Annotated in this window: 16 protein-coding genes; 10 read left to right on the plus strand and 6 right to left on the minus strand. The window is 71.6% G+C overall.

Going from position 1 to position 19,395, the window contains the following annotated elements; translation table 11 throughout:
* Nucleotides 1–65 precede the first annotated feature (65 nt).
* From WFG93_RS08325 to WFG93_RS08355, 7 genes are all read left to right on the plus strand, one after another.
* Nucleotides 66–1,103 (plus strand): ornithine cyclodeaminase, encoded by a 1,038-nt coding sequence (locus WFG93_RS08325; protein WP_336645869.1) that lies wholly within the window; start codon nucleotides 66–68, stop codon nucleotides 1,101–1,103.
* Nucleotides 1,100–2,086 carry a citrulline utilization hydrolase CtlX gene (gene ctlX, locus WFG93_RS08330; protein WP_336645870.1) on the plus strand — a complete coding sequence of 329 codons (987 nt, stop codon included), beginning with the start codon at nucleotides 1,100–1,102 and terminating at the stop codon, nucleotides 2,084–2,086. Before WFG93_RS08325 ends, ctlX begins: the two co-directional genes overlap by 4 nt.
* Nucleotides 2,083–3,600: an Ada metal-binding domain-containing protein gene (locus WFG93_RS08335; RefSeq protein WP_336645871.1), complete on the plus strand. Its 1,518-nt coding sequence runs from the start codon at nucleotides 2,083–2,085 to the stop codon at nucleotides 3,598–3,600. Before ctlX ends, WFG93_RS08335 begins: the two co-directional genes overlap by 4 nt.
* Nucleotides 3,597–4,094 (plus strand): methylated-DNA--[protein]-cysteine S-methyltransferase, encoded by a 498-nt coding sequence (locus tag WFG93_RS08340; RefSeq protein WP_336645872.1) that lies wholly within the window; start codon nucleotides 3,597–3,599, stop codon nucleotides 4,092–4,094. The genes WFG93_RS08335 and WFG93_RS08340 overlap by 4 nt, the downstream gene beginning before the upstream one ends.
* Before the next feature lie 291 nt (nucleotides 4,095–4,385).
* On the plus strand, nucleotides 4,386–6,278 hold the full coding sequence (locus WFG93_RS08345) for an ABC transporter ATP-binding protein (RefSeq protein ID WP_336645873.1): 1,893 nt from the start codon (nucleotides 4,386–4,388) through the stop codon (nucleotides 6,276–6,278).
* Entirely contained in the window at nucleotides 6,275–8,083 is a 1,809-nt protein-coding gene (locus tag WFG93_RS08350; protein ID WP_336645874.1) for an ABC transporter ATP-binding protein, read from the plus strand. The genes WFG93_RS08345 and WFG93_RS08350 overlap by 4 nt, the downstream gene beginning before the upstream one ends.
* Before the next feature lie 15 nt (nucleotides 8,084–8,098).
* Nucleotides 8,099–8,863 (plus strand): hypothetical protein, encoded by a 765-nt coding sequence (locus WFG93_RS08355; protein ID WP_336645875.1) that lies wholly within the window; start codon nucleotides 8,099–8,101, stop codon nucleotides 8,861–8,863.
* Between the two features lie 18 nt (nucleotides 8,864–8,881).
* Here WFG93_RS08355 and WFG93_RS08360 read toward each other — a convergent pair whose 3' ends face one another.
* Nucleotides 8,882–9,340, minus strand: coding sequence for a GNAT family N-acetyltransferase (locus tag WFG93_RS08360; RefSeq protein WP_336645876.1), 459 nt, complete (start codon nucleotides 9,338–9,340; stop codon nucleotides 8,882–8,884).
* A 125-nt stretch (nucleotides 9,341–9,465) separates the two neighbouring features.
* On the opposite strand from WFG93_RS08360, the gene WFG93_RS08365 reads away from it, so the two are divergent.
* A complete protein-coding gene (locus tag WFG93_RS08365) occupies nucleotides 9,466–11,682 on the plus strand; it encodes an NADP-dependent isocitrate dehydrogenase (protein ID WP_336645877.1) in 2,217 nt (738 codons plus the stop codon).
* 96 nt (nucleotides 11,683–11,778) lie between these two features.
* Here WFG93_RS08365 and WFG93_RS08370 read toward each other — a convergent pair whose 3' ends face one another.
* Nucleotides 11,779–13,218 carry a L,D-transpeptidase gene (locus WFG93_RS08370; RefSeq protein WP_336645878.1) on the minus strand — a complete coding sequence of 480 codons (1,440 nt, stop codon included), beginning with the start codon at nucleotides 13,216–13,218 and terminating at the stop codon, nucleotides 11,779–11,781.
* A gap of 167 nt (nucleotides 13,219–13,385) precedes the next feature.
* Between WFG93_RS08370 and WFG93_RS08375 the strand changes: the two genes are divergently transcribed.
* Both WFG93_RS08375 and WFG93_RS08380 read left to right on the plus strand, forming a co-directional pair.
* Nucleotides 13,386–14,546, plus strand: a complete 1,161-nt coding sequence (locus tag WFG93_RS08375; protein ID WP_336645879.1) for an ROK family transcriptional regulator — start codon at nucleotides 13,386–13,388, stop codon at nucleotides 14,544–14,546.
* Between the two features lie 175 nt (nucleotides 14,547–14,721).
* The gene (locus tag WFG93_RS08380) at nucleotides 14,722–15,501 is read left to right on the plus strand and encodes a glucosamine-6-phosphate deaminase (RefSeq protein ID WP_336645880.1); all 780 of its coding nucleotides are present in this window, start codon (nucleotides 14,722–14,724) and stop codon (nucleotides 15,499–15,501) included.
* 50 nt (nucleotides 15,502–15,551) lie between these two features.
* Here the strand turns inward: WFG93_RS08380 and WFG93_RS08385 are convergent, their stop codons facing one another.
* The 4 genes from WFG93_RS08385 to WFG93_RS08400 are packed head-to-tail and all read right to left on the minus strand — an operon-like array spanning nucleotide 15,552 to nucleotide 19,322.
* Nucleotides 15,552–15,947, minus strand: a complete 396-nt coding sequence (locus WFG93_RS08385) for an NUDIX hydrolase (protein WP_336645881.1) — start codon at nucleotides 15,945–15,947, stop codon at nucleotides 15,552–15,554.
* A complete protein-coding gene (locus WFG93_RS08390; RefSeq protein ID WP_336645882.1) occupies nucleotides 15,940–17,301 on the minus strand; it encodes an FAD-binding oxidoreductase in 1,362 nt (453 codons plus the stop codon). Before WFG93_RS08390 ends, WFG93_RS08385 begins: the two co-directional genes overlap by 8 nt.
* 13 nt (nucleotides 17,302–17,314) lie before the next feature.
* A complete protein-coding gene (locus tag WFG93_RS08395; RefSeq protein WP_336645883.1) occupies nucleotides 17,315–17,686 on the minus strand; it encodes a YrdB family protein in 372 nt (123 codons plus the stop codon).
* A gap of 40 nt (nucleotides 17,687–17,726) precedes the next feature.
* Nucleotides 17,727–19,322: an RNA polymerase sigma factor gene (locus tag WFG93_RS08400; protein ID WP_336645884.1), complete on the minus strand. Its 1,596-nt coding sequence runs from the start codon at nucleotides 19,320–19,322 to the stop codon at nucleotides 17,727–17,729.
* Nucleotides 19,323–19,395 lie beyond the last annotated feature (73 nt).

Here is a 19,395-nt window from a genome sequence, read left to right on the forward strand (position 1 = left end):
CTGATTGAAAGTGCGAGTGCGCGCTCCGTAGGGTGGAAGGACAAGAGCAGAGGGAGAGGATGGACATGGTCCGTTTCGTCGATGTGGCGAACATGCGCCGCTGGTTGATCGAGACCGGCATCGAGCGCGCGATCACGGGGATCGCCGAGACGCTGGTCGAGGACTTCCGCCGCTGGGAGCAGTTCGACAAGACCTCGCGCGTGGCCAGTCACTCCGACATCGGGGTGATCGAGCTGATGCCGGCCAGCGACGGCCGCCAGTACGGCTTCAAGTACGTCAACGGACACCCCGCCAATCCCGCACGCGGACTGCAGACGGTAACCGCGTTCGGTGTGCTCGCCGACGTCGACAGCGGCTATCCCACGCTGTGGAGCGAGATGACGATCCTCACCGCGCTGCGCACCGCGGCGACCTCCGCGATGGCGGCGCGCGTGCTCGCACCGGCGGACGCGACGACGATGGCGATGATCGGCACCGGCAGCCAGGCGGAGTTCCAGGCGCTGGCGTTCCGCGCCCTGCTGGGCATCGATCGGCTGCGCGTGTGGGACATCGACCCGGGCGCGCTGGACGTGCTCGAGGCGAATCTGCGCCCGCTGGGCTTCGACATCGTCCGTGCCGGCAGCGCACGCGAAGCGGTCGAGGGCGCGCACATCATCACCACGTGCACCGCCGACAAGGCCAACGCCACCGTCCTCACCGACGACATGGTCGCCCCCGGCGTGCACATCAACGCGATCGGCGGCGACTGCCCCGGCAAGACGGAGCTCGACGTGCGCATCCTGCACCGCGCCGACATCTTCGTCGAGTACCCACCGCAGACCCGAATCGAGGGCGAGATCCAGCAGCTCGACGACGAGCACCCCGTGATCGAGCTGTGGCGGGTGCTGCGCGGGGAGGCGCCCGGTCGCACCTCGCCCGAGCAGATCACCGTGTTCGACTCGGTCGGCTTCGCCATCGAGGACTTCTCAGCCCTGCGCTACCTCGATGCCGCTCTCGACGGCTCGGACCACTTCACCGAGGTCGACCTGATCGCCGACCCCGCCGACCCCAAGGACCTCTTCGCGCTCGTCGCCGAGGGCGCGTCGGTGCGGAGCCGGGTGTGAGAGCAGTGTCGGCGCAGGCGCCGAACGCGGTGGTGCTGATCCGCCCGCATCATTTCCGGCCGAACCCGCAGACCGCGGCCGACAACACCTTCCAGCGCATCGCCGACCACGACGTGTCCCGCGCCGCGTACGAGGCGTGCACGCGGCTGGCCGAGATCCTGCGCGCGGAGGGCGTGCGCGTGCACCTGTTCGAGGACGAGACCAAGACGCGCCCCGACAGCGTGTTCCCGAACAACTGGTTCTCCACGCACGCTGGCGGGCGCATCGCCGTGTACCCCATGTACGCGGTGAACCGGCGCGGCGAGCGACGGCAGGATGTCATCGAGATGCTGAAGTCCGCGTATCGCGTGCAGGAGGTCATCGACTACTCCGGTCTCGAGGCGGACGAGCTGTTCCTCGAGGGCACCGGGGCGATGGTGCTCGACCATGTCTCGCGCATCGCGTACGCCGCGCGCTCGCTGCGCTGCGAGCCGGTGCTCGTGGAGCGCTTCTGCACGGTGTTCGGCTACGAGCCCGTCGTGTTCGATGCGGTCGACACCGACGGCGTGCCGATCTACCACACGAACGTGATGATGTGCATCGGCACGGACTTCGCCCTCGTCGGACTGGATGCCATCGTCCCCGACGCCCGCCGCGCCGAGGTCGCGCAGCGCATCCGCGACAGCGGTCGCGTCGTCATCCCGCTCACCGCGGCGCAGGTAGCCTCCTACGCCGGTAACGCAATCGAGCTGCGCAGCGGGGACGGGGAGCGCCTGCTGGTCATCTCCGAGACGGGGTATCGCAGCCTCGACGACGAGCAGAAGCGGATGCTGGCGGCGTCCTGCCGGGTGCTGCCTGTCGACGTGTCGCCGATCGAGCTGGCGGGTGGATCGGTGCGGTGCATGATCGCGGGCATCCACCTGGATGCCCGCGAGCCGGCGTCCGCCGTGATGTCCGATTCCCGCCAGCCGAGCATCGCGGAGCGTGCCAGAGTGGAGGCATGACCGCCCCCGCCGCGACCGGCTTCGATGAGCGCTACCGCGCCATCAGCGCCAAGGACACCCGCTTCGACGGGCAGTTCGTCACGGCCGTGCGCTCGACCGGCATCTACTGCCGACCCAGCTGCCCCGCGCGCACCCCACGGCGCGAGAACGTCACCTTCTATCCCACCAGCGCCGCCGCGCACGAGGCGGGCTACCGGGCCTGCAAGCGCTGCCTTCCCGAGGCCGCACCCGGCTCGCCGGCGTGGGATCTGCGGGGCGATGCCGCCGCGCGTGCCATGCGCCTGATCGCGGCCGGGGTGGTGGAGCGCGAGGGCGTACCCGGACTGGCGCACCGGCTGGGCTACTCGACGCGGCATCTCACACGCGTGCTCACCGCCGAACTCGGCGCCGGGCCGCTCGCGCTCGCGCGGGCGCACCGCGCGCACACCGCCCGGATGCTGCTGGTCGGCACCGACCTGCCGGTCGCCGACGTGGCCTTCTCCGCCGGCTTCGCGAGTGTCCGGCAGTGCAACGACACCATCCGCGAGGTGTTCGAGATGACCCCGCTGCAGCTGCGCGCCACGCGCCGTTCGACACGCGCAGGCATCCGATCCGACGACGCGGATGCCGCTGCCCCGGGGATCATCGATCTGCTGCTGCCGCACCGCGCGCCCATCGACACCGCGGGCGTGTTCTCGTGGATGGCGGCACGCGCGCTGCCCGGAGTCGAGCGCGCCGCCCCCGACTCCTTCGCCCGGTATCTGCGGATGCCGGGGGGACCGGCGCACTTCGAGATCAGACGCACCACCGCGGGCCGGCTGCGGCTGCGCGCCCGGCTCAGCCGCCTGTCCGATCTCGCCCCGCTGGTGGCGATCGCAAGACGGCTGTTCGACCTCGACGCCGACCCCGCGGCGGTGGACGAGGCGCTGAGCGCGCACCCCGCGCTCGCGCCACTGGTGGCGGCCGTGCCCGGCATCCGCGTGCCCGGCGCCGCTGATCCGCACGAGATGCTCATCCGCGCGATGATCGGCCAGCAGATCACGGTCGCGGCGGCGCGCACGGCACTCACCGCCCTCGCCGTCGAGCTGGGCGAGCGCACCGCCGACGGCGGGCTGCTCTTTCCCACGATGGCCGCGATCGCCGAGCGCGGTGCCGAGGTGCTGCGCGGTCCCGCCGCCCGCATCCGCGCCGTCACCGGCGCGGCGGCCGCCCTCGCCGGCGGCGACCTCACCCTCACGGTCGGCGATGACGCCGTCGAGCAGCGGGCCGCGCTGCTCGCGCGAGCGGGCATCGGGCCGTGGACGGCGGACTACGTGCGCATGCGCGTGATCGGCGACCCGGATGTCTTCCTGCCCGGCGATGTCGCCGTGCGCGCCGGCGCGGCCGCCGTGGGACTTCCCGCCGAACCCGCTGCGCTCACCGCGTGGGCGCAGCAGCATGCGCCGTGGCGCAGCTACCTCACCGCCCATCTCTGGCGCGCCGCCCCCGTGCGCGCGACCCGTCGCCCCCGCACCACCGGCAAGGAGCCGTCATGACCGCCGCCATCCAGACCATCGACACCCCCGACGGAGCCCTCACGATCCTCGCCGACGGCGCGGGGCGCGTGCTCGCCTCGGGATGGACCAGCGACCAGGCAGCCCTGCTCGCCCGGGTCCACCCGCAGCTGCGCCCGGAGTGCGTCTCGCCGGGGCGGACGGATGCCGCCGACGCCGCTCGGGCCTACTACGCCGGCGACGTGCACGCGATCGACGCCGTGACGGTGCATCAGCGCGGCACGGCGCTGCAGAGCGCAGGCTGGGCGCAGCTGCGGCGCATCGCCCCCGGTCACCCGCTGAGCTATGCGCAGTTCGCCGCCGCGCTGGGCAGTCCTCAGGCGGTGCGCGCGGCAGCGTCCATCTGCGCCCGCAACGCGCCGGCGCTGTTCGTGCCCTGTCACCGGGTGCTGCGCGCGGACGGATCGCTCGGCGGCTTCGCGTGGGGACTCGACGTGAAGCAGAGCCTGCTGGCGCGGGAGGGCCGCGACGCCTGATCCTGGATCACCCGTGCGCAGCGCCGCGGTGACGCCGCGCGCAGTCGACATGCCGTCCGGTGCTTGCGATGACCGCGAGAGCAGGAATAGGCTCGAAGGCTGTCGCGCCGACCGGGCGACGAGGCCGAGCGCCGGAGGGCATCATGATCACGACGACGTACATCGCTCCCCGCACGCGCGCTCTGCACGTGCGCGCCTAGCGTCCCCGCGCGGCCCTCGCCGCGCCCCGCACACAGCGGATGCCATCGGCATCCGCACACCACTTCGTCGCCCCTCACGCAACCGAGAGTCATGTCTGCACCTTCGTCATCGTCGTCGCTGTCCACGCCCGCCGCGCTCTGGCGGCTGAAGCCCTTCGTCCAGCCGATCATCGGCCGCCTCATCGGCGGTGCGCTCAGCGCGCTCGGCGCCGCCGTCATCGCGCTGATGATCCCGATCGTCCTCGAACAGGTGGTGCAGGGCTTCGCCGACGCCGATGCGGCCGCGGGGCCGCTGCCGTTCGTGCTGGCCGGCGCGTTCGCCGTGCTCGCGCTCGGCCTCGGCGAGGCGGCGATGGTGTGGCTGCGCCGCTGGTTCGTGCTCACCCCGGCGACCGAGGTCGAGTATCAGATGCGTGCCGAGCTGTACTCGCGGCTGCAGGGTCTGCCCGTCGCGTTCCACGACCGCTGGCAGTCCGGTCAGCTGCTGAGCCGCATGATGCAGGACATCAACATCATCCGGCGCTGGCTCGCGTTCGGTCTGATCCTGCTCGTGGTCAACATCCTCACCATCATGATCGGCGCGGTGCTGCTGTTCCGCTGGCACTGGCTGCTCGGCGTGATCTTCCTCGTGACCGGCATGCCGATGTGGATCCAGGGGTACCTGTTCGAGAAGCGCTACGGCGCCCTCTCCCGCCGCAGCCAGGACCAGGCGGGAGATCTCGCGACCAGCGTCGAGGAGAGCGTGCACGGCATCCGCGTGCTCAAGGCCTTCGGCCGCGGCAAGCACGCGCTGAGCAGGTTCAGCCGGCAGGCCGAGACGCTGCGCGAGACCGAGCTGAGCAAAGCCAGGGCGGTCGGTGAGATCTGGTTCTGGCTCGACCTCATGCCGCAGGTCGCGTTCGGCGTCAGCCTCATCGCCGGCATCTGGCTGATCGCGAACGGCGCGATCGACGTACCGCAGCTGTTCGCGTTCTTCGCGATGGCGACGGTGCTGCGCTGGCCCATCGAGTCCATCGGCTTCCTGTTCTCGTTCATGCTGGATGCGCGCACCGCCACCGACCGCGTGTTCGAGATCTTCCAGGAGGAGAACACGATCGCCGACCCCGCCCACCCGGTGCGCATCGCCGAGCCTCGCGGCGCGCTCGCCTTCGAGGGAGCGCACTTCCGCTATCAGGACGCAGGTCCCGCGGAGCGGGACCTGCTCGACGGGATCGACCTCGTGCTGCGCCCCGGCGAAACCATGGCGCTGGTCGGTCTGACCGGCTCGGGCAAGACCACGCTGACCACTCTGCCCGCGCGACTGTACGACGTCACCGGCGGGCGCGTCACGCTCGACGGCGTGGATGTGCGCGACCTCGAGCTGTCCGAGCTGCGTCGGCACGTCGCCATGGCCTTCGAGGACGCCACGCTGTTCTCCGCCTCAGTGCGCGAGAACGTGCTGCTCGGCCGCGCCGACCTCGACATCCACGGCGAGGAGGGCGAGCGCGTGCTGCGCGAGGCCCTGCAGGTCGCGCAGGCGGGCTTCGTCGACGCGCTGCCCGACGGGGTGGAGACCATCATCGGCGAGGAGGGGCTGAGTCTGTCCGGTGGACAGCGGCAGCGCCTCGCGCTCGCGCGCGCGGTCGCCGCCGACCCGAAGGTGCTCGTGCTGGACGACCCGCTGTCGGCGCTGGATGTCGACACCGAGGCGCTCGTCGAGGAGGCCCTGCGGCACGTGCTCGCCGACACGACCGCCCTGGTGGTCGCGCACCGGCCCTCGACGGTCGCGTTGGCCGACCGGGTCGCGCTGCTCGAGAAGGGGCGCATCAGCGCCGTCGGCACGCACTCCGAGCTGCTCGCGCGCAGCGCCCACTACCGGCACGTGATCTCGAGCCTGGCCGCCGAGCAGGCCGAGCAGACCGCGCGCACCGGAGCCATCGACATCATCACCGACGCTTCGGCAGGCTCAGCGACCCAGATGAACGATGAGGAGGTGCAGGCATGAGCATCGCCGGCACACAGGGCGAGGACCGCTCCGACTACACCCGCGCCGAGAGCCGCGCGATCCGCCAGCGCTCGCTGCGCCTGCTCGGCTCGCTGATCGAGCCGCTGCGGCTGCGGATCGTCATCGCCGCGCTCGTGCTCGTCGTCTCGACCGCGTTGCAGGTCGCCGGGCCGCTCATCATCGGCATCGCGCTGGACCGCGCCCTGCCGCAGCTGCTGCAGACCGCGGACTGGATGCCGGCCATCCTGGTGACCGTCGTCTTCCTGCTCGCCGGCATCATCGGCTCCGCGCTGATCGGGCTGTACGTCGTGCTCGCGGCGCGCATCACGCAGGCCGTGCTGCTCGACCTGCGCAAGCGCATCTTCCTGCACACCCAGCGACTCAGTCTCGAGTTCCACGAGTCGTACACCTCCGGCCGCATCATCTCGCGCCAGACCAGCGACCTCGACTCGATCCGCGAGCTGCTCGACGGCGGGCTCAACAACCTCGTCTCCGGTGTGCTGTTCGGGGTGTTCACCTTCATCGCGCTGGTGATCGCCGACTGGCGCTCTGGCGTCGTGCTCGCGCTCGCCGGCGTGCCCCTGGTGCTGCTCATGCGCTGGTTCTACAACCGCTCGCAGCTGGTCTACCGGGAATCGCGAGTGATCAGCGCGAAGGTGATCGTGCAGTTCGTCGAGACGATGACGGGCATCCGCGCGGTGAAGTCGTTCCGCAAGGAGCCGCGCAACGAGGTCGCGTTCCGGCAGGTCGCGGGCGACTACCGCGACGTGAACCGTCGTTCCATGGTGCTCTTCGGCACCTTCGAGCCGGGGCTCATGGGCGTGGCGGCGCTGACCCTCGCGTCGGTGGTGCTGTGGGGCGGCCTGCGCGTGGCCGACGGCGCCATCGGCGTCGGCGTGCTGCTGGCCAGCGTGCTGTACGTGCGCAACTTCTTCGCGCCCATGCAGGAGATCGCGATGTTCCTGAACTCCTACCAGTCCGCCACGGCGGCGCTCGAGAAGGTGTCGGGCGTGCTGGAGGAGCAACCCACGGTGCCCGACCCTGAGAAGCCGGTCGACCTGTGGGAGTCGCGCGGAGCGATCCGCTTCGAAGCGGTCACCTTCGGTTACAACGGCGACAAGACGATCCTGCCCGACTTCACGCTCGACATCCCCGCCGGGCAGACGGTGGCGCTGGTGGGCACGACCGGAGCGGGCAAGTCGACGCTGGCCAAGCTCGTGTCGCGCTTCTACGATCCCACCGAGGGGCGGGTGACGCTCGACGGTGTGGACCTGCGGATGCTGCATCCGAAGGACCTGCGTCGCGCGATCGTCATGGTCACCCAGGAGGCGTATCTGTTCAGCGGCACGGTCGCGGACAACATCGCGCTCGGGCGTCCGGATGCCACGATGGACGAGATCCGCGCGGCCGCGCGAGCGGTCGGCGCGGACGAGTTCATCTCGGCGCTGCCCGACGGCTACGCCACCGACGTGAACAAGCGCGGCGGCCGCGTCTCGGCCGGCCAGCGCCAGCTGATCTCGTTCGCCCGCGCCTTCCTCGCCGATCCGGCGGTGCTCATCCTCGACGAGGCGACCGCCTCGCTCGACATCCCCTCCGAGCGGCTCATCCAGGAGGCGCTGCAGACGCTGCTCGCCGATCGCACCGCGATCATCATCGCGCACCGGCTCTCCACCGTCGCCATTGCCGATCGGGTGCTGGTGATGGAGCACGGGCGGATCATCGAGGACGACACGCCCGCCGCGCTGATCGGCGGCACCGGGAAGTTCGCGCAGCTGCACGCGGCCTGGCAGGAGACCCTCGTCTGAGGCGAGAATGGTGTGGTGGAACCGATCTGGGCGGCGCTGACCGAGCTGTGGTGGATCCCGCCCGTCGTCGTCAGCGGCGGGGCCACGGGCTATCTCGTCAAACGGAGGCGCAGCTCGATGAACGGGAGACGGCTGGGATACGACGCCGCGCGGCTCGAGCTGCGTCAGGCGCAGCGGGATGCCCGCGCTGCGGCCGACATGGCCCGCATCGCGCGGGCGGAGGCGGCGCGGGTCGCCGCCGATCGCACGGCATCGCGGGCGGATGCCGAGGCGGTGGCATCCGCCCGCCGTGCCCTGCGTGAGGCGCAGCGTGCTGCGCGTGCCGCGGCGGCGCAGGTCAAAGCCAGCCGGGTGCGGCTCTCGATCGAGCGCTCCGCGCTGAGCTCAGGCGGCACGCCGCCGCTGGAGCGCACCCGTGCACGGCACGACGCGGTGCTCGCCAGGTGGATGGAGTACGAGACCGACCCCGCCCGCGTGATCGCCTACCCGCAGATGAGCGACGGGCGCCGACCCGCGACCGCCGCCTTCCTGGATGCGCTGCAGCGCGCCCGCGATGCCCGGCCGTCCGCGGAGCACCGGATGACGGCGGAGGAATTCAGCGCGTACCGCCGGGCCGTGGACGACCTCGAGCGCGCGTTCGAGATCGCCGAGCGTGCGGCGCGCGGGCAGGCCGTGCAGCCGGAGCTGCCGGATGCGCTGTGGGATGCCGCACGCACGGTCGTGCTGCGCACCTCCGACAGCATGGTCGCCTGGACCCAGCGGTGGCGCCGCGAGCGCTGACTGCGCTCGCGCGACAGCTCAGTCCGAGACACGCACCTGACCGACGACCTCGCCGTACTCGGTCTCGCCGACCGGCTCGAAGCCCATCCGGCGGAAGAACGCCTCCGGCCCGGCCTCGCCGGCCTCGTAGATGACGTTCACATGGTCGACGCCGCGCCGCCTGGCCTCTTCGATCAGCGCCTCGACCGCGAAGCGGCCCACACCGCGGCGCTGATCGTCGGCGTCCACGTTGATGCGCCACAGCACGCTGCGGAAGTGCTCTTCCGGGGTGTCGGCGTCGAAGCTCGCGCTGACGAACCCCACCACCTCGTCACCGTCGAGAACGACGCGCTGCCAGGAGGTCTGCGGGTTCACCACGGTCGCGGCGATGCCGTACGACACCGGCGCGAGGAACTGCTCCTGCCCGGGCTTGAGCGACAGGTTGTTCACGGCGACGATCGTCGCGGCGGAGAGTTCGACCATGCGCAGTTCCGACATGCCCCCAGGCTAGCCCCTCGACACCCCTCCCTGTCCACCGTGACGGCCGCCCGCTCCGGAATGGCCGCGAGCAGACTCGGGTATCTTGGTATCGAGATAAATCTGCCCTCGCGAACGGAGATCCGGTGACCGACGACGCCATCATCTACACCTATACGGACGAGGCACCCGCGCTGGCGACAGCGTCGTTCCTGCCCATCGTCAAGGCCTTCACCGGACAGGCGGGCATCGAGGTGGAGACCAGGGACATCTCGCTCGCCGGTCGCATCCTCGCCGCCTTCCCGCAGAAGCTCACCCCCGAGCAGCAGGTCGGCGACGCGCTGGCGGAGCTGGGCGGGCTGGCCACGCTGCCCGAGGCCAACATCATCAAGCTGCCCAACATCTCGGCATCCATCCCGCAGCTGAAGGCGGCCATCGCCGAGCTGCAGCAGCAGGGCTACGACGTGCCGGACTACCCGGACGAGCCGCAGTCGCTCGAGCAGAAGGACATCCGCGCCCGCTACGACCGCATCAAAGGGTCGGCCGTCAACCCGGTGCTGCGTGAGGGCAACAGCGACCGGCGTGCTCCGCTCGCCGTGAAGAACTACGCCAAGAAGCACCCGCACCGCAACAAGCCCTTCGCCGCGGGATCGAAGACGCGCGTGGCGACGATGGGTCACGACGACTTCAAGAGCAACGAGCGCTCGTGGGTCGCCGCGCACGACGAGGTGCTGAGCTTCCAGCACGTCGCCGCCGACGGCACCATCACGGTGCTGAAGGAGGGGCTGAAGGTGCTGCCGCGCGAGATCGTCGACGCGACGTTCCTGTCGGCCGCGCAGCTCGACGCCTTCCTCGCCGAGACGCTCGAGCAGGCGAAGTCCGACGACGTGCTCTACTCCGTGCACCTGAAGGCCACGATGATGAAGGTCAGCGACCCGATCATCTTCGGCCACGTCGTCAAGGCGTTCTTCAAGGACGTGTTCGCCCAGTACGGCGACCGCCTCGCCGCAGCGGGCCTGAGCGCCAACGACGGTCTGGGCTCCATCCTCGCCGGCCTGTCCGGCATCGCCGGCGGCGAGGAGATCGCCGCGGCCTTCGAGCGCGCGCTCGCCGACGGCCCGCGCCTGTCGTACGTCAACTCCGACAAGGGCATCACCAACCTGCACGTCCCCAGCGACGTGATCGTCGACGCGTCGATGCCAGCGCTCGTGCGCAACGGCGGCAAGCTCTGGGGCCGTGACGGCGGCGAAGACGACACCATCGCCGTCATCCCGGACTCGTCGTACGCGGGCGTGTACCAGGCCGTGATCGACGACGTCATCGCGAACGGGCCGCTCGATCCCGCCACGATCGGCACCGTGCCGAACGTCGGGCTGATGGCGCAGGCGGCCGAGGAGTACGGCAGCCACGACAAGACGTTCGAGATCGCATCCGACGGCGTCGTGCAGGTGCTCGACAGCGAGGGCGACGTGCTCATCGAGCACACGGTCGGTGCGGGGGACATCTGGCGCGCCACGCAGACCAAGCACATCCCCGTCATGGACTGGGTGAAGCTGGCCGTCACCCGTGCCCGCGCGACCGGGGCGCCCGCGGTGTTCTGGCTCGACGCCAACCGCTCGCACGACGCGCAGATCATCGCGAAGGTGCACCAGGGACTCGCCACGCTCGACACCACGGGGCTGACGATCACGATCCTCGCCCCCGAGGAGGCCACCCGCTACACGCTCGCGCGCATGCGTCACGGCCTCGACACCATCTCGGTGACCGGCAACGTGCTGCGCGACTACCTCACCGACCTGTTCCCGATCCTCGAGGTGGGCACGAGCGCCAAGATGCTCTCGATCGTCCCGCTGCTCGCGGGTGGCGGCCTGTTCGAGACCGGCGCGGGCGGCTCCGCGCCCAAGCACGTGCAGCAGCTGGTGGGGGAGAACTACCTGCGCTGGGACTCGCTGGGCGAGTTCTTCGCGCTGGCGGCCTCGCTCGAGCACTTCGCCGACCGCACCGGCAACGAGAAGGCGCGCGTCCTCGCCGAGACGCTGGATGCCGCCACCGGCACCTTCCTCGAGGAGGACCGCTCGCCCGGCCGCGCGCTCGGCACGATCGACAACCGCGGCAGCCACTTCTACCTCGGCCTGTACTGGGCGCAGGAGCTGGCCCGGCAGACGAAGGACGCCGACCTGGCGGCCGCGTTCGCGCCGGTCGCCGAGACGCTCGCGGCGAACGAGCAGAAGATCGTCGAGGAGCTGAACGCCGTGCAGGGGCATCCGGTCGACATCGGCGGCTACTACCGTCCCGATGCCGAGAAGGTGGATGCCGCCATGCGTCCGTCTGCGACGCTGAACGGCGTGATCGACGCCCTCTGAGCGCATACGCGAAGGGGCCGGATGCTGATCAGCATCCGGCCCCTTTCGCGTCTGTCCGCGCGGCTCTGCGCCGCTCCGCGCGGCGGGGAGCGCAGGTCAGTCGTGCACCCAGACCTCGGTGCCCTTGGTCGCCCACTCGTACACGAAGCGCGCCGAGTCGATGCTCATGTTCACGCAGCCGTGGCTCATCGGCGTGCCGAAGTTGCTGTGCCAGTAGGTGCCGTGCAGCGCCTCATCGCCGTTGAAGTAGGAGATGAAGGGGACGTTCTCGGTGACGTACTTGCTGCCGTCGGCGTTGCTGCCGCGCATGTCCTGGGTGCGCAGCTGCGCGTAGACGCGGAAGCGGCCCTTGTCGGTGGGGGTGGCGCCGGCCCCGGTGGAGACCGCCCACGATTTGACGAGCTTCTCGTTCTCGTACAGGTAGGTGCGCTGCTCGCTGAGATCGACCTCGACCCGGCGGAACAGGTTGGTCGCCTCGAACGGGGTGGAGGTCACCGGCAGCGCGAAAGCCGCCTCTCCCTGCGCGAGCTTCTCGGCGAAGCCGGCGGCGGTGGCCGAGGTGTCGCCCAGCACGCGGCCGTCCAGACCCTCGGTGAGGGCCTTCAGCACCTTGCCGTCGGAGTCGACGATGTTGCGCGCGTTGACCGGTTCGCGGTTCACGAGCTCGGGCAGGGTGTCCACGACGGACTGGATGCCGGCCGCGTCCGCGGAGATCTCGAAGCGTCCATCGACCGGGGCGACCGTCAGCCACCCGGCGGCGACCTCAGGGGCGACCGGCACGGTGCGCTCGTCGCCGACGTAGAAGCCGATGGTCGAGAGCATGCCGTTGAGCTTCTCGACGGTGCCGGCAGCCAGGTCGTCGGTGATCTCGGCCGGCACCTCGGTGGCGTCACCCGAGAAGCGGAACGAGTCCTGCCCGGCGGCGAGGGCCATGGTGAACTGCTCCGCGAGCGCGTCCACGGAGATTCCCGTTCCGGCTACAGCGGGAGTCGCCGTATACGCCTTCGCGGTGTCATCGAACACGACGGTCGCATCGGTGGGGGCGGTGAAGCTGGCGGGCACGGCCGCGCGCAGCGTCCGGTCCGCGGCGGTCGGGTCGAGGGTGACCTCCGCGGTGATCGGATCGCCCATCCACGCCCCGAGGTTCCACATCGGGCGCTCGCTGAAGGCCTGCTCGGTGAGGCCGCTCGCGTCGACCGCGGCGCCGAGATCGGCCCCATCGACGCGTGCGCCGTCACCGGCACCCGTCAGCTCCACCTCGGTGGCCGCGACGCGCGCGTTGATCGCCTCGGCAGCCATCCCGGGAGTCATGAACCCGACCGGAACGCCCGCGACGGTCGTGCCGGGGGCGATGAGCACCAGCGAGGCCGCGGCGGCCGCCAGGGCGAGAGCGCCGGTGCCCAGACCGATCCACAACCCCAGGCGGCGCCGACGGGGGGCGGGCTCTGTCGGCGCCCATTCCATGTGCTGGCTGTCGCCGTCCGATGAGTCGGTGCTCGACTGGCCGGTGCCCGGTCCGGAGATCAGGTCGGTCACGGACTCACCCCCCTAGGTACAGCGTGACGTGTCTTTTCATGGTACGGGACAGGGGGTGACGGGGCGGCGACATCCGCCCTCTGCAGCACGGCGAGCAATAACGTTTCGGTAAAGCGGTCGCTGGCCTCGGCTTGCGGGTCACAGGTTCGTAAGGTCTACTAACAAACATGACCCTTCCGGACGGCCCCGCGCCGGCGCCGCTCGTGTTCGGCGAGGCGCAGCGGCTGCGGTCGGCGGGGAAGGTGCTGCCCGAGCAGGCCCGCGCGCACAACCGCGCGCTCGTGCTGCAGACGCTGTACCACCGCGGGGGTCTGAGCCGTGCCGACCTGGCGCGCGAGACCGGCCTGACCCGCGTGACGATCTCGGATCTCGTGGCCGAGTGCATCGCCGACGGGATCGTGGTCGAGACCGGTGTGCGCGCGGCGTCCGGCCCGGGCAAGCCCGCGGTCCTGCTGGACATCGACCGAGCCGGCCACCACATCATCGGCGTGGACCTGTCGGGCACGCAGGCGTTCCACGGGGCCGTGCTCGATCTGGACGGGCAGGTGCTGGAGCGGTACTCGATCGCCCTGCCCGAGCGCGCCGATCCGGAGCAGGCCTACGCGGCAGTGCGCGATCTCGTGCAACAGCTGGTGCGCAGCGCGCAGCAGCCGATCCTGGGGATCGGGATCGGCAGTCCCGGCCTTGTGCGGCCGGACGGATTCGTCGTCAGCGCGCCGAATCTCAGCTGGACCGATATGCCGCTCGAGCAGCGTCTGCACGAAGAGCTGGCGCTGCCGGTGCTGGTGCGCAACGACGCGAACGCCGCCGTGCTGGCGGAGTACACCTTCGGCTCCGGCGGCAGCGACCTGATGCTCGTGCGGATCGGTCGAGGAGTGGGCGCGGGCGTGATCACCGGCGGTCGGCAGGTGCTGGGCAGTCGCTTCGCCGCGGGCGAGATCGGCCACGTCGTCATCGACGCCGATGCCGGTCCGCTGTGCGTGTGCGGACGGCACGGCTGCCTGGAGGCCTGGGTGAATGCACCGCGGCTGCGCGAACTGCTGGCCGCGGCACCTGATCGCGGCGAGGTGATCCTGGAGTCCGCAGGCGCCCGACTGGGCAGCGCGGTCGCGCCCATCGTCGCGGCCCTCGACCTCGCCGAGGTGGTGCTCGCCGCACCGGCGGAGCTGCTGACCGACGCGTTCGTCCGCTCCGCCGCCACGTCGCTGCACGCGCACACCCTGCCGGGCGTCTTCGCGAATGTGCGCGTGCGTCCGACCGCGCAGCAGGATATCGTCCTGCGCGGCGCGGCCGTGATGGTGCTGCACGCACAGCTGGGGGTGTCGTGACCGCTCACCGCGCCCCGATGAGAGAATCGAGCTGCGCGGGGATTCCTCCCATCGCTGCGAACCGCGCTGCCCTGCTCGGCGCCGGCTCCGCCCCCGGACACCCCCACCGTCGCACCGTCTGCGAACCCGCCGCGCCCGAGCGCGCGGCCGCACACCGAGAAGGAGATCCCCGCACATGGCTGAAGTCGTGATCCTGGACAGCAAGGCCGCCGCCGGCGCGCTCGTCGCCGACGAGATCGTTCGCCTCATCGACGAGCTGCCCAGCCCGGTGCTCGGACTCGCCACGGGTTCCACTCCGCTGCCGGTGTACGAGGCGCTGCGCGAGCGTCTCAGCGGCCGGGACGTCTCGCACGTGCGCGGCTTCGCGCTCGACGAGTACGTGGGGCTCGACCCGGCGCACCCCGAGAGCTACCGCTCGGTGATCAGCCGCGAGGTCATCGAGCCGCTGGGTCTCGACCCGGAGCTGATCCGCGTGCCGGCGGGAGCCATCGAGACAATCGAACACGCCGGGCGCGACTACGAGCAGGAGATCATCGAAGCCGGCGGGGTCGACCTGCAGATCCTCGGGATCGGCACCGACGGGCACATCGGCTTCAACGAGCCGGGCTCGTCATTCGCGTCCATCACGCGCATCAAGACGCTCACCGAGCGCACCCGGCAGGACAACGCGCGCTTCTTCGACTCGATCGACGACGTGCCGCGGCACTGCATCACGCAGGGGCTCGGCACGATCCTGCGCGCACGCCACCTCGTGCTGCTGGCCTTCGGCGCAGGCAAGGCGGCCGCCGTCGCCGCTGCCGTCGAAGGGCCCCTCAGCGCACGAGTGCCCGCGTCGGCGATCCAGCTGCATCCGCACGTCACGGTCGTGCTCGACGAGGCCGCCGCGGCGGAGCTCGCGCTGACCGACTACTACCGGCACAGCTGGAACAACAAGCCGTCCTGGCAGGGCATCTGACCCTCGGTCGTGCTTGGGGCCGGCCGGCCTCTCGTCAGCCGGTCGGGCGGTCAGCCCCAGGCGATCGGCAGCAGATGCTCGGTGCTCAGCGGCGCGAGCGGCACGCTCGTGCTGTCGCCGGGCTCGAGCCAGCGCAGCTCGGCCAGCTCGGCCTGCACGACGACCTCGTGCGCCTCGGCGTGCAGCGCGAAGGCGTCCGCGACGACGCGATGATCGGGTTCGTTGGCCGCTGCCGACACGAAGGTGCCCAGCGGGCGCAGGCGGCTCTCGTCGACTCGCAGCGCGAGCTCCTCGTCGAGCTCGCGGACGAGCGTCTGTGCGGGCGTCTCGCCCGGTTCGGGCTTGCCGCCGGGCTGCATGAAGCGGCTGGTGCCGCGCTTGCGGACGACCAGCGCGCGCCCGGCGCCGTCGACGATCACCGCGGCGCTCACGCGGATGTCAGGCACTGTGGAACACCTTCCCGGGATTGAGGATTCCCTGCGGATCGAACACCCGCACGATCTGCCGCTGGATCTCCCACTGGTCCTCGCCGAGCTCCTCGGCGAGCCACCGGCTCTTCAGCACGCCGATGCCGTGTTCGCCGGTGAGCGTGCCGCCCAACCGCACCGCCGCGCGGAACAGGGCGTCGGCGGCGGCCCAGATGTGCGCGGGCACCTGCTCGCCTTCGAAGATGAAGTTCGGATGCAGGTTGCCGTCGCCCGCGTGCGCGACGGTGGGGATGCGCACCTGGAACTCCCGCTCGATGCGCGCGATCTCATCGAACATCGCCGCCATCGCGCTGCGCGGCACCGCCACATCCTCGATCAGGGTCGTGCCGAGCGACGCCATCGCCGGGTGCATCGAGCGCCGGATCGCCAGCAGGCGCTCTCCCTCGGCCGCGTCGTCGGTCTCGGTCACCGTGGCGCCGGCGCCCTCGAGCACGGCGACGATCTCTGCCGCCTCCGTGCGCGCGGCGGGGCCGTCGGTCTGGATGGTGAGCTGCGCGGTGCCGGCGGGCGGCTCGGGCAGTGCCAGCAGCGCGTGCACGGCTGCCAGCGAGGTGGCATCCATGAGCTCCATGATCGCGGGCTGGACGCCGGCGGCCGTGACGGCGGCTGAGCCCGCCGCCGCAGCCCGCACGGTGGGGAAGGCGGCCACGATCGTGCACACCGGACCCGGCACGCGACGGCGCAGCTTGAGCGTCGCCCCGACGATCACCCCCAGCAGCGCTTCCGAGCCGATCACGAGCGAGGTGAGGTCCAGCCCGGTGACGCCCTTCACGGTGCGGTGGCCCAGACGCAGCATCCGCCCGTCCGCGAGCACCAGATCGACCCCGAGCACCGCGTCGCGCACCACGCCGTACTTCGCGCACAGCAGGCCCCCCGCGCCCGTGGCGATGTTGCCGCCGACGGTGGAGATGTCGCGGCTGGCCGGATCGGGAGGCCACCACAGGTCGTGCGCGGCGAGCAGGGCGTTCAGCTCGCCGTTGAGGATGCCGGGCTCGACGACGGCGATGAGATCGTCGGGACGCACCTCGAGCACCCGGTTCAGTCCGACGGTGGAGAGCACGATCTCGCCGGGACCGGCGTTGGCCGCTCCCGCCAGCCCGGTGCCGGCGCCGCGCACCACGACCGGCGTACCGGTCTGGGACGCGAGCCGCATCGTCCGCTGCACGTCGTCGACGGACTGCGCGTGCACGACTGCCAGGGGAGCGCCGGGGGAGCGGTGCCCACTGCGGTCGGCGCGAGCGGCCTCGAGCGACGCCGTGGAGGTGTCCACGCGCTCGCCGAGCGCCTCGCGCAGACGCTCGAGCACGGTCATCGGCGCCGCCGGCTCAGCCCAGCGCGCGGCGACCGGCGACGACTCCGGATGCCACCGCGACGACGGCGAAGGCGACGCCCAGCCACGCCTGGCCCATCGACCACCACGCCAGCGTCACGCCGACGTAGATGAGCACCTCCACCAGCGCGCGCAGGAACGGATGAAGTCGCAGCACCGGCCTGGGGGAGAGGAAGAGCGCCCAGATCAGCAGCACGAGCAGCGGTGCGCCGATGCCGACCACGATGTTCCATGGGAACGCCCATGCGCCGAACCCCCACAGCGCGAGCGTGGCGAGGGCCGCCAGCAGCACCAGCACGCGGACGATGTCGAGAGGCGTGACGGCAGGACGCTGGACGCCGGGTTCGGTGGCGGAGTGCGACGACATGCCCCCAGTCTATTCGCGGCGCCCGACGCCGTGCTCGGGCTCACTCGCTGTGGCTGTCCGCCTGCCGCGACGCGTCGGCGGCGGTGGAATCCGCGGAGGAGGAGGGCGCAGAGTCGGCTGTCGGGGAGGACTCCGAGCCGGACGGGCCTTCTGCGCCCGGTGCGAGGATCGGAGCGTCAGCCGCCGGATCCTGCGACTCGTCTGCGGGCGGCACCGGAGCCGGTGAGGGCGAGGGCGTCGGAGTCGGAGTCGGCGCGGGGGAGGGGGTGGGAGTGGATTCGGGGCGCGGGCTGGATTCCGGCGTGGGGCGCGGGGCCGGTGCGGTTTGCACGGGGTGCGCGGTGTCGGCAGGGCGCGAGGGCGCAGGGGCCGGCACGCGCGGCGGCACGATGACGCCCGAGCGATGCCGCTCAGGGTGCCGCTCTGCGTGCCGCGACGCCGGGGGCGACGGCGGGACGGGGCGGCGCTCGTCGATCATCTCGAAGACCATCGGACGCTCGACGGCCATCGATTCGTCTGGCGTGACCTCAGAGGCGATCGCCGAGGAGGCGGGCTCCAGCACGCGCGGTCCCGCTGCGCTCGCGCCGGCACGCGGACCGGCGTCGCTCGCGGACAGCATGCCTGGCACGACAGCCGATGCCGCCAGCGCTCCGGCGACGACGAGCGCCGCGGAGCCGGCGCCGACCAGCGCGCCGATGCCGGAGATGCGTCGCGCCCGGCCGCCGCCCGTGCTGGGCGCTTCGCCGGTGCGTGCGAGATGCGCGGATGCCGCCATCGCGGTGCCCTCCGCCGACGCGCCCATCGGCTGCTGCGCGGCAGGGCCCGCTCCGTCAGCCGCGACGAGTGCGACCGGCCCGGTGCGCAGGGCGACGGGCCCGGTGACCACGGGAACGGTACCGGTGAGCGTGCTGAGCGGCCCGGTGAGTGGGCCGGTGTGCGCGTCGGGCTGGGCGATCACGGACTTCGGCATCGGCGGTACGGCGAGAGGCGCCGCCGCGGACGCGCTCGATGTCGCCGAGCGGTAGCGTGCGGCGCCGGAGCAGCCGAGCACGAGCGGGAGCAGGATGCTGGTGAGCCGATCGGGTGCGAGGGCGGAGGCGGGAGCATCGGCGGAGCGCGTGCGCAGCCAGGTCTCGCGCAGCGCGTCCCACGCCTGGGCATCCAGCTGCGCCACCGCGCCGGGGCGGACCCCCAGCAGCGGCGCGGCCGCCGTCGGCATCAGAGGCTCGACGCGCGTGTACCACAGCACCTCCTGCCAGCGGTGCGACAGCATCCGGAACGCTGCGGCGATGCCCTCGCCGTCCCTCGCCTCGGCACCCTCTGCGGAATCGACGGTGGTCGCGCCTTCGGCGCGCGGGTGGGCATCGGCATCCGCGGTGTTGCGCACACCGGCGAGCAGGTGCGCGCGGAACGAGCCGTTCGGGCCCGCACCGCGTCGGATCGCACGATGGATGCGAGTGAACGCCTCCTGCACGAGCTGCTCGGCGTCCTCCCCACGCGCGATCGCGCGCGCCGCGAGGACACCGGCGGTGTGGTGCCGCCGCCAGAGCTCGCCGAACGCCGCGGTATCGCCCATCCTGGCGCGCAGGACGAGATCCGCATCGGCCACCGGGCGGCCGGAGCTCGCGGTCCTCACGTCTGTCCTCCCGATGGGAACGCTCTCAGGGAAACGGGCGCGGCATCCCTCACGCGCCCGGTCCATTCTCACG

Source organism: Microbacterium sp. USHLN186 (assembly GCF_037145155.1).
Taxonomy (GTDB): Bacteria; Actinomycetota; Actinomycetes; order Actinomycetales; family Microbacteriaceae; genus Microbacterium.

Excerpts from the sequence above, each read along its gene's own strand:
- WFG93_RS08325 (WP_336645869.1), top strand. The coding sequence starts at position 66 with ATGGTCCGTTTCGTCGATGTGGCGAACATGCGCCGCTGGTTGATCGAG.
- WFG93_RS08335 (WP_336645871.1), top strand. The coding sequence starts at position 2,083 with ATGACCGCCCCCGCCGCGACCGGCTTCGATGAGCGCTACCGCGCCATC.
- WFG93_RS08340 (WP_336645872.1), top strand. The coding sequence starts at position 3,597 with ATGACCGCCGCCATCCAGACCATCGACACCCCCGACGGAGCCCTCACG.
- WFG93_RS08345 (WP_336645873.1), top strand. The coding sequence starts at position 4,386 with ATGTCTGCACCTTCGTCATCGTCGTCGCTGTCCACGCCCGCCGCGCTC.
- WFG93_RS08350 (WP_336645874.1), top strand. The coding sequence starts at position 6,275 with ATGAGCATCGCCGGCACACAGGGCGAGGACCGCTCCGACTACACCCGC.
- WFG93_RS08360 (WP_336645876.1), bottom strand. The coding sequence starts at position 9,340 with ATGTCGGAACTGCGCATGGTCGAACTCTCCGCCGCGACGATCGTCGCC.
- WFG93_RS08375 (WP_336645879.1), top strand. The coding sequence starts at position 13,386 with ATGACCCTTCCGGACGGCCCCGCGCCGGCGCCGCTCGTGTTCGGCGAG.
- WFG93_RS08380 (WP_336645880.1), top strand. The coding sequence starts at position 14,722 with ATGGCTGAAGTCGTGATCCTGGACAGCAAGGCCGCCGCCGGCGCGCTC.
- WFG93_RS08390 (WP_336645882.1), bottom strand. The coding sequence starts at position 17,301 with ATGACCGTGCTCGAGCGTCTGCGCGAGGCGCTCGGCGAGCGCGTGGAC.
- WFG93_RS08395 (WP_336645883.1), bottom strand. The coding sequence starts at position 17,686 with ATGTCGTCGCACTCCGCCACCGAACCCGGCGTCCAGCGTCCTGCCGTC.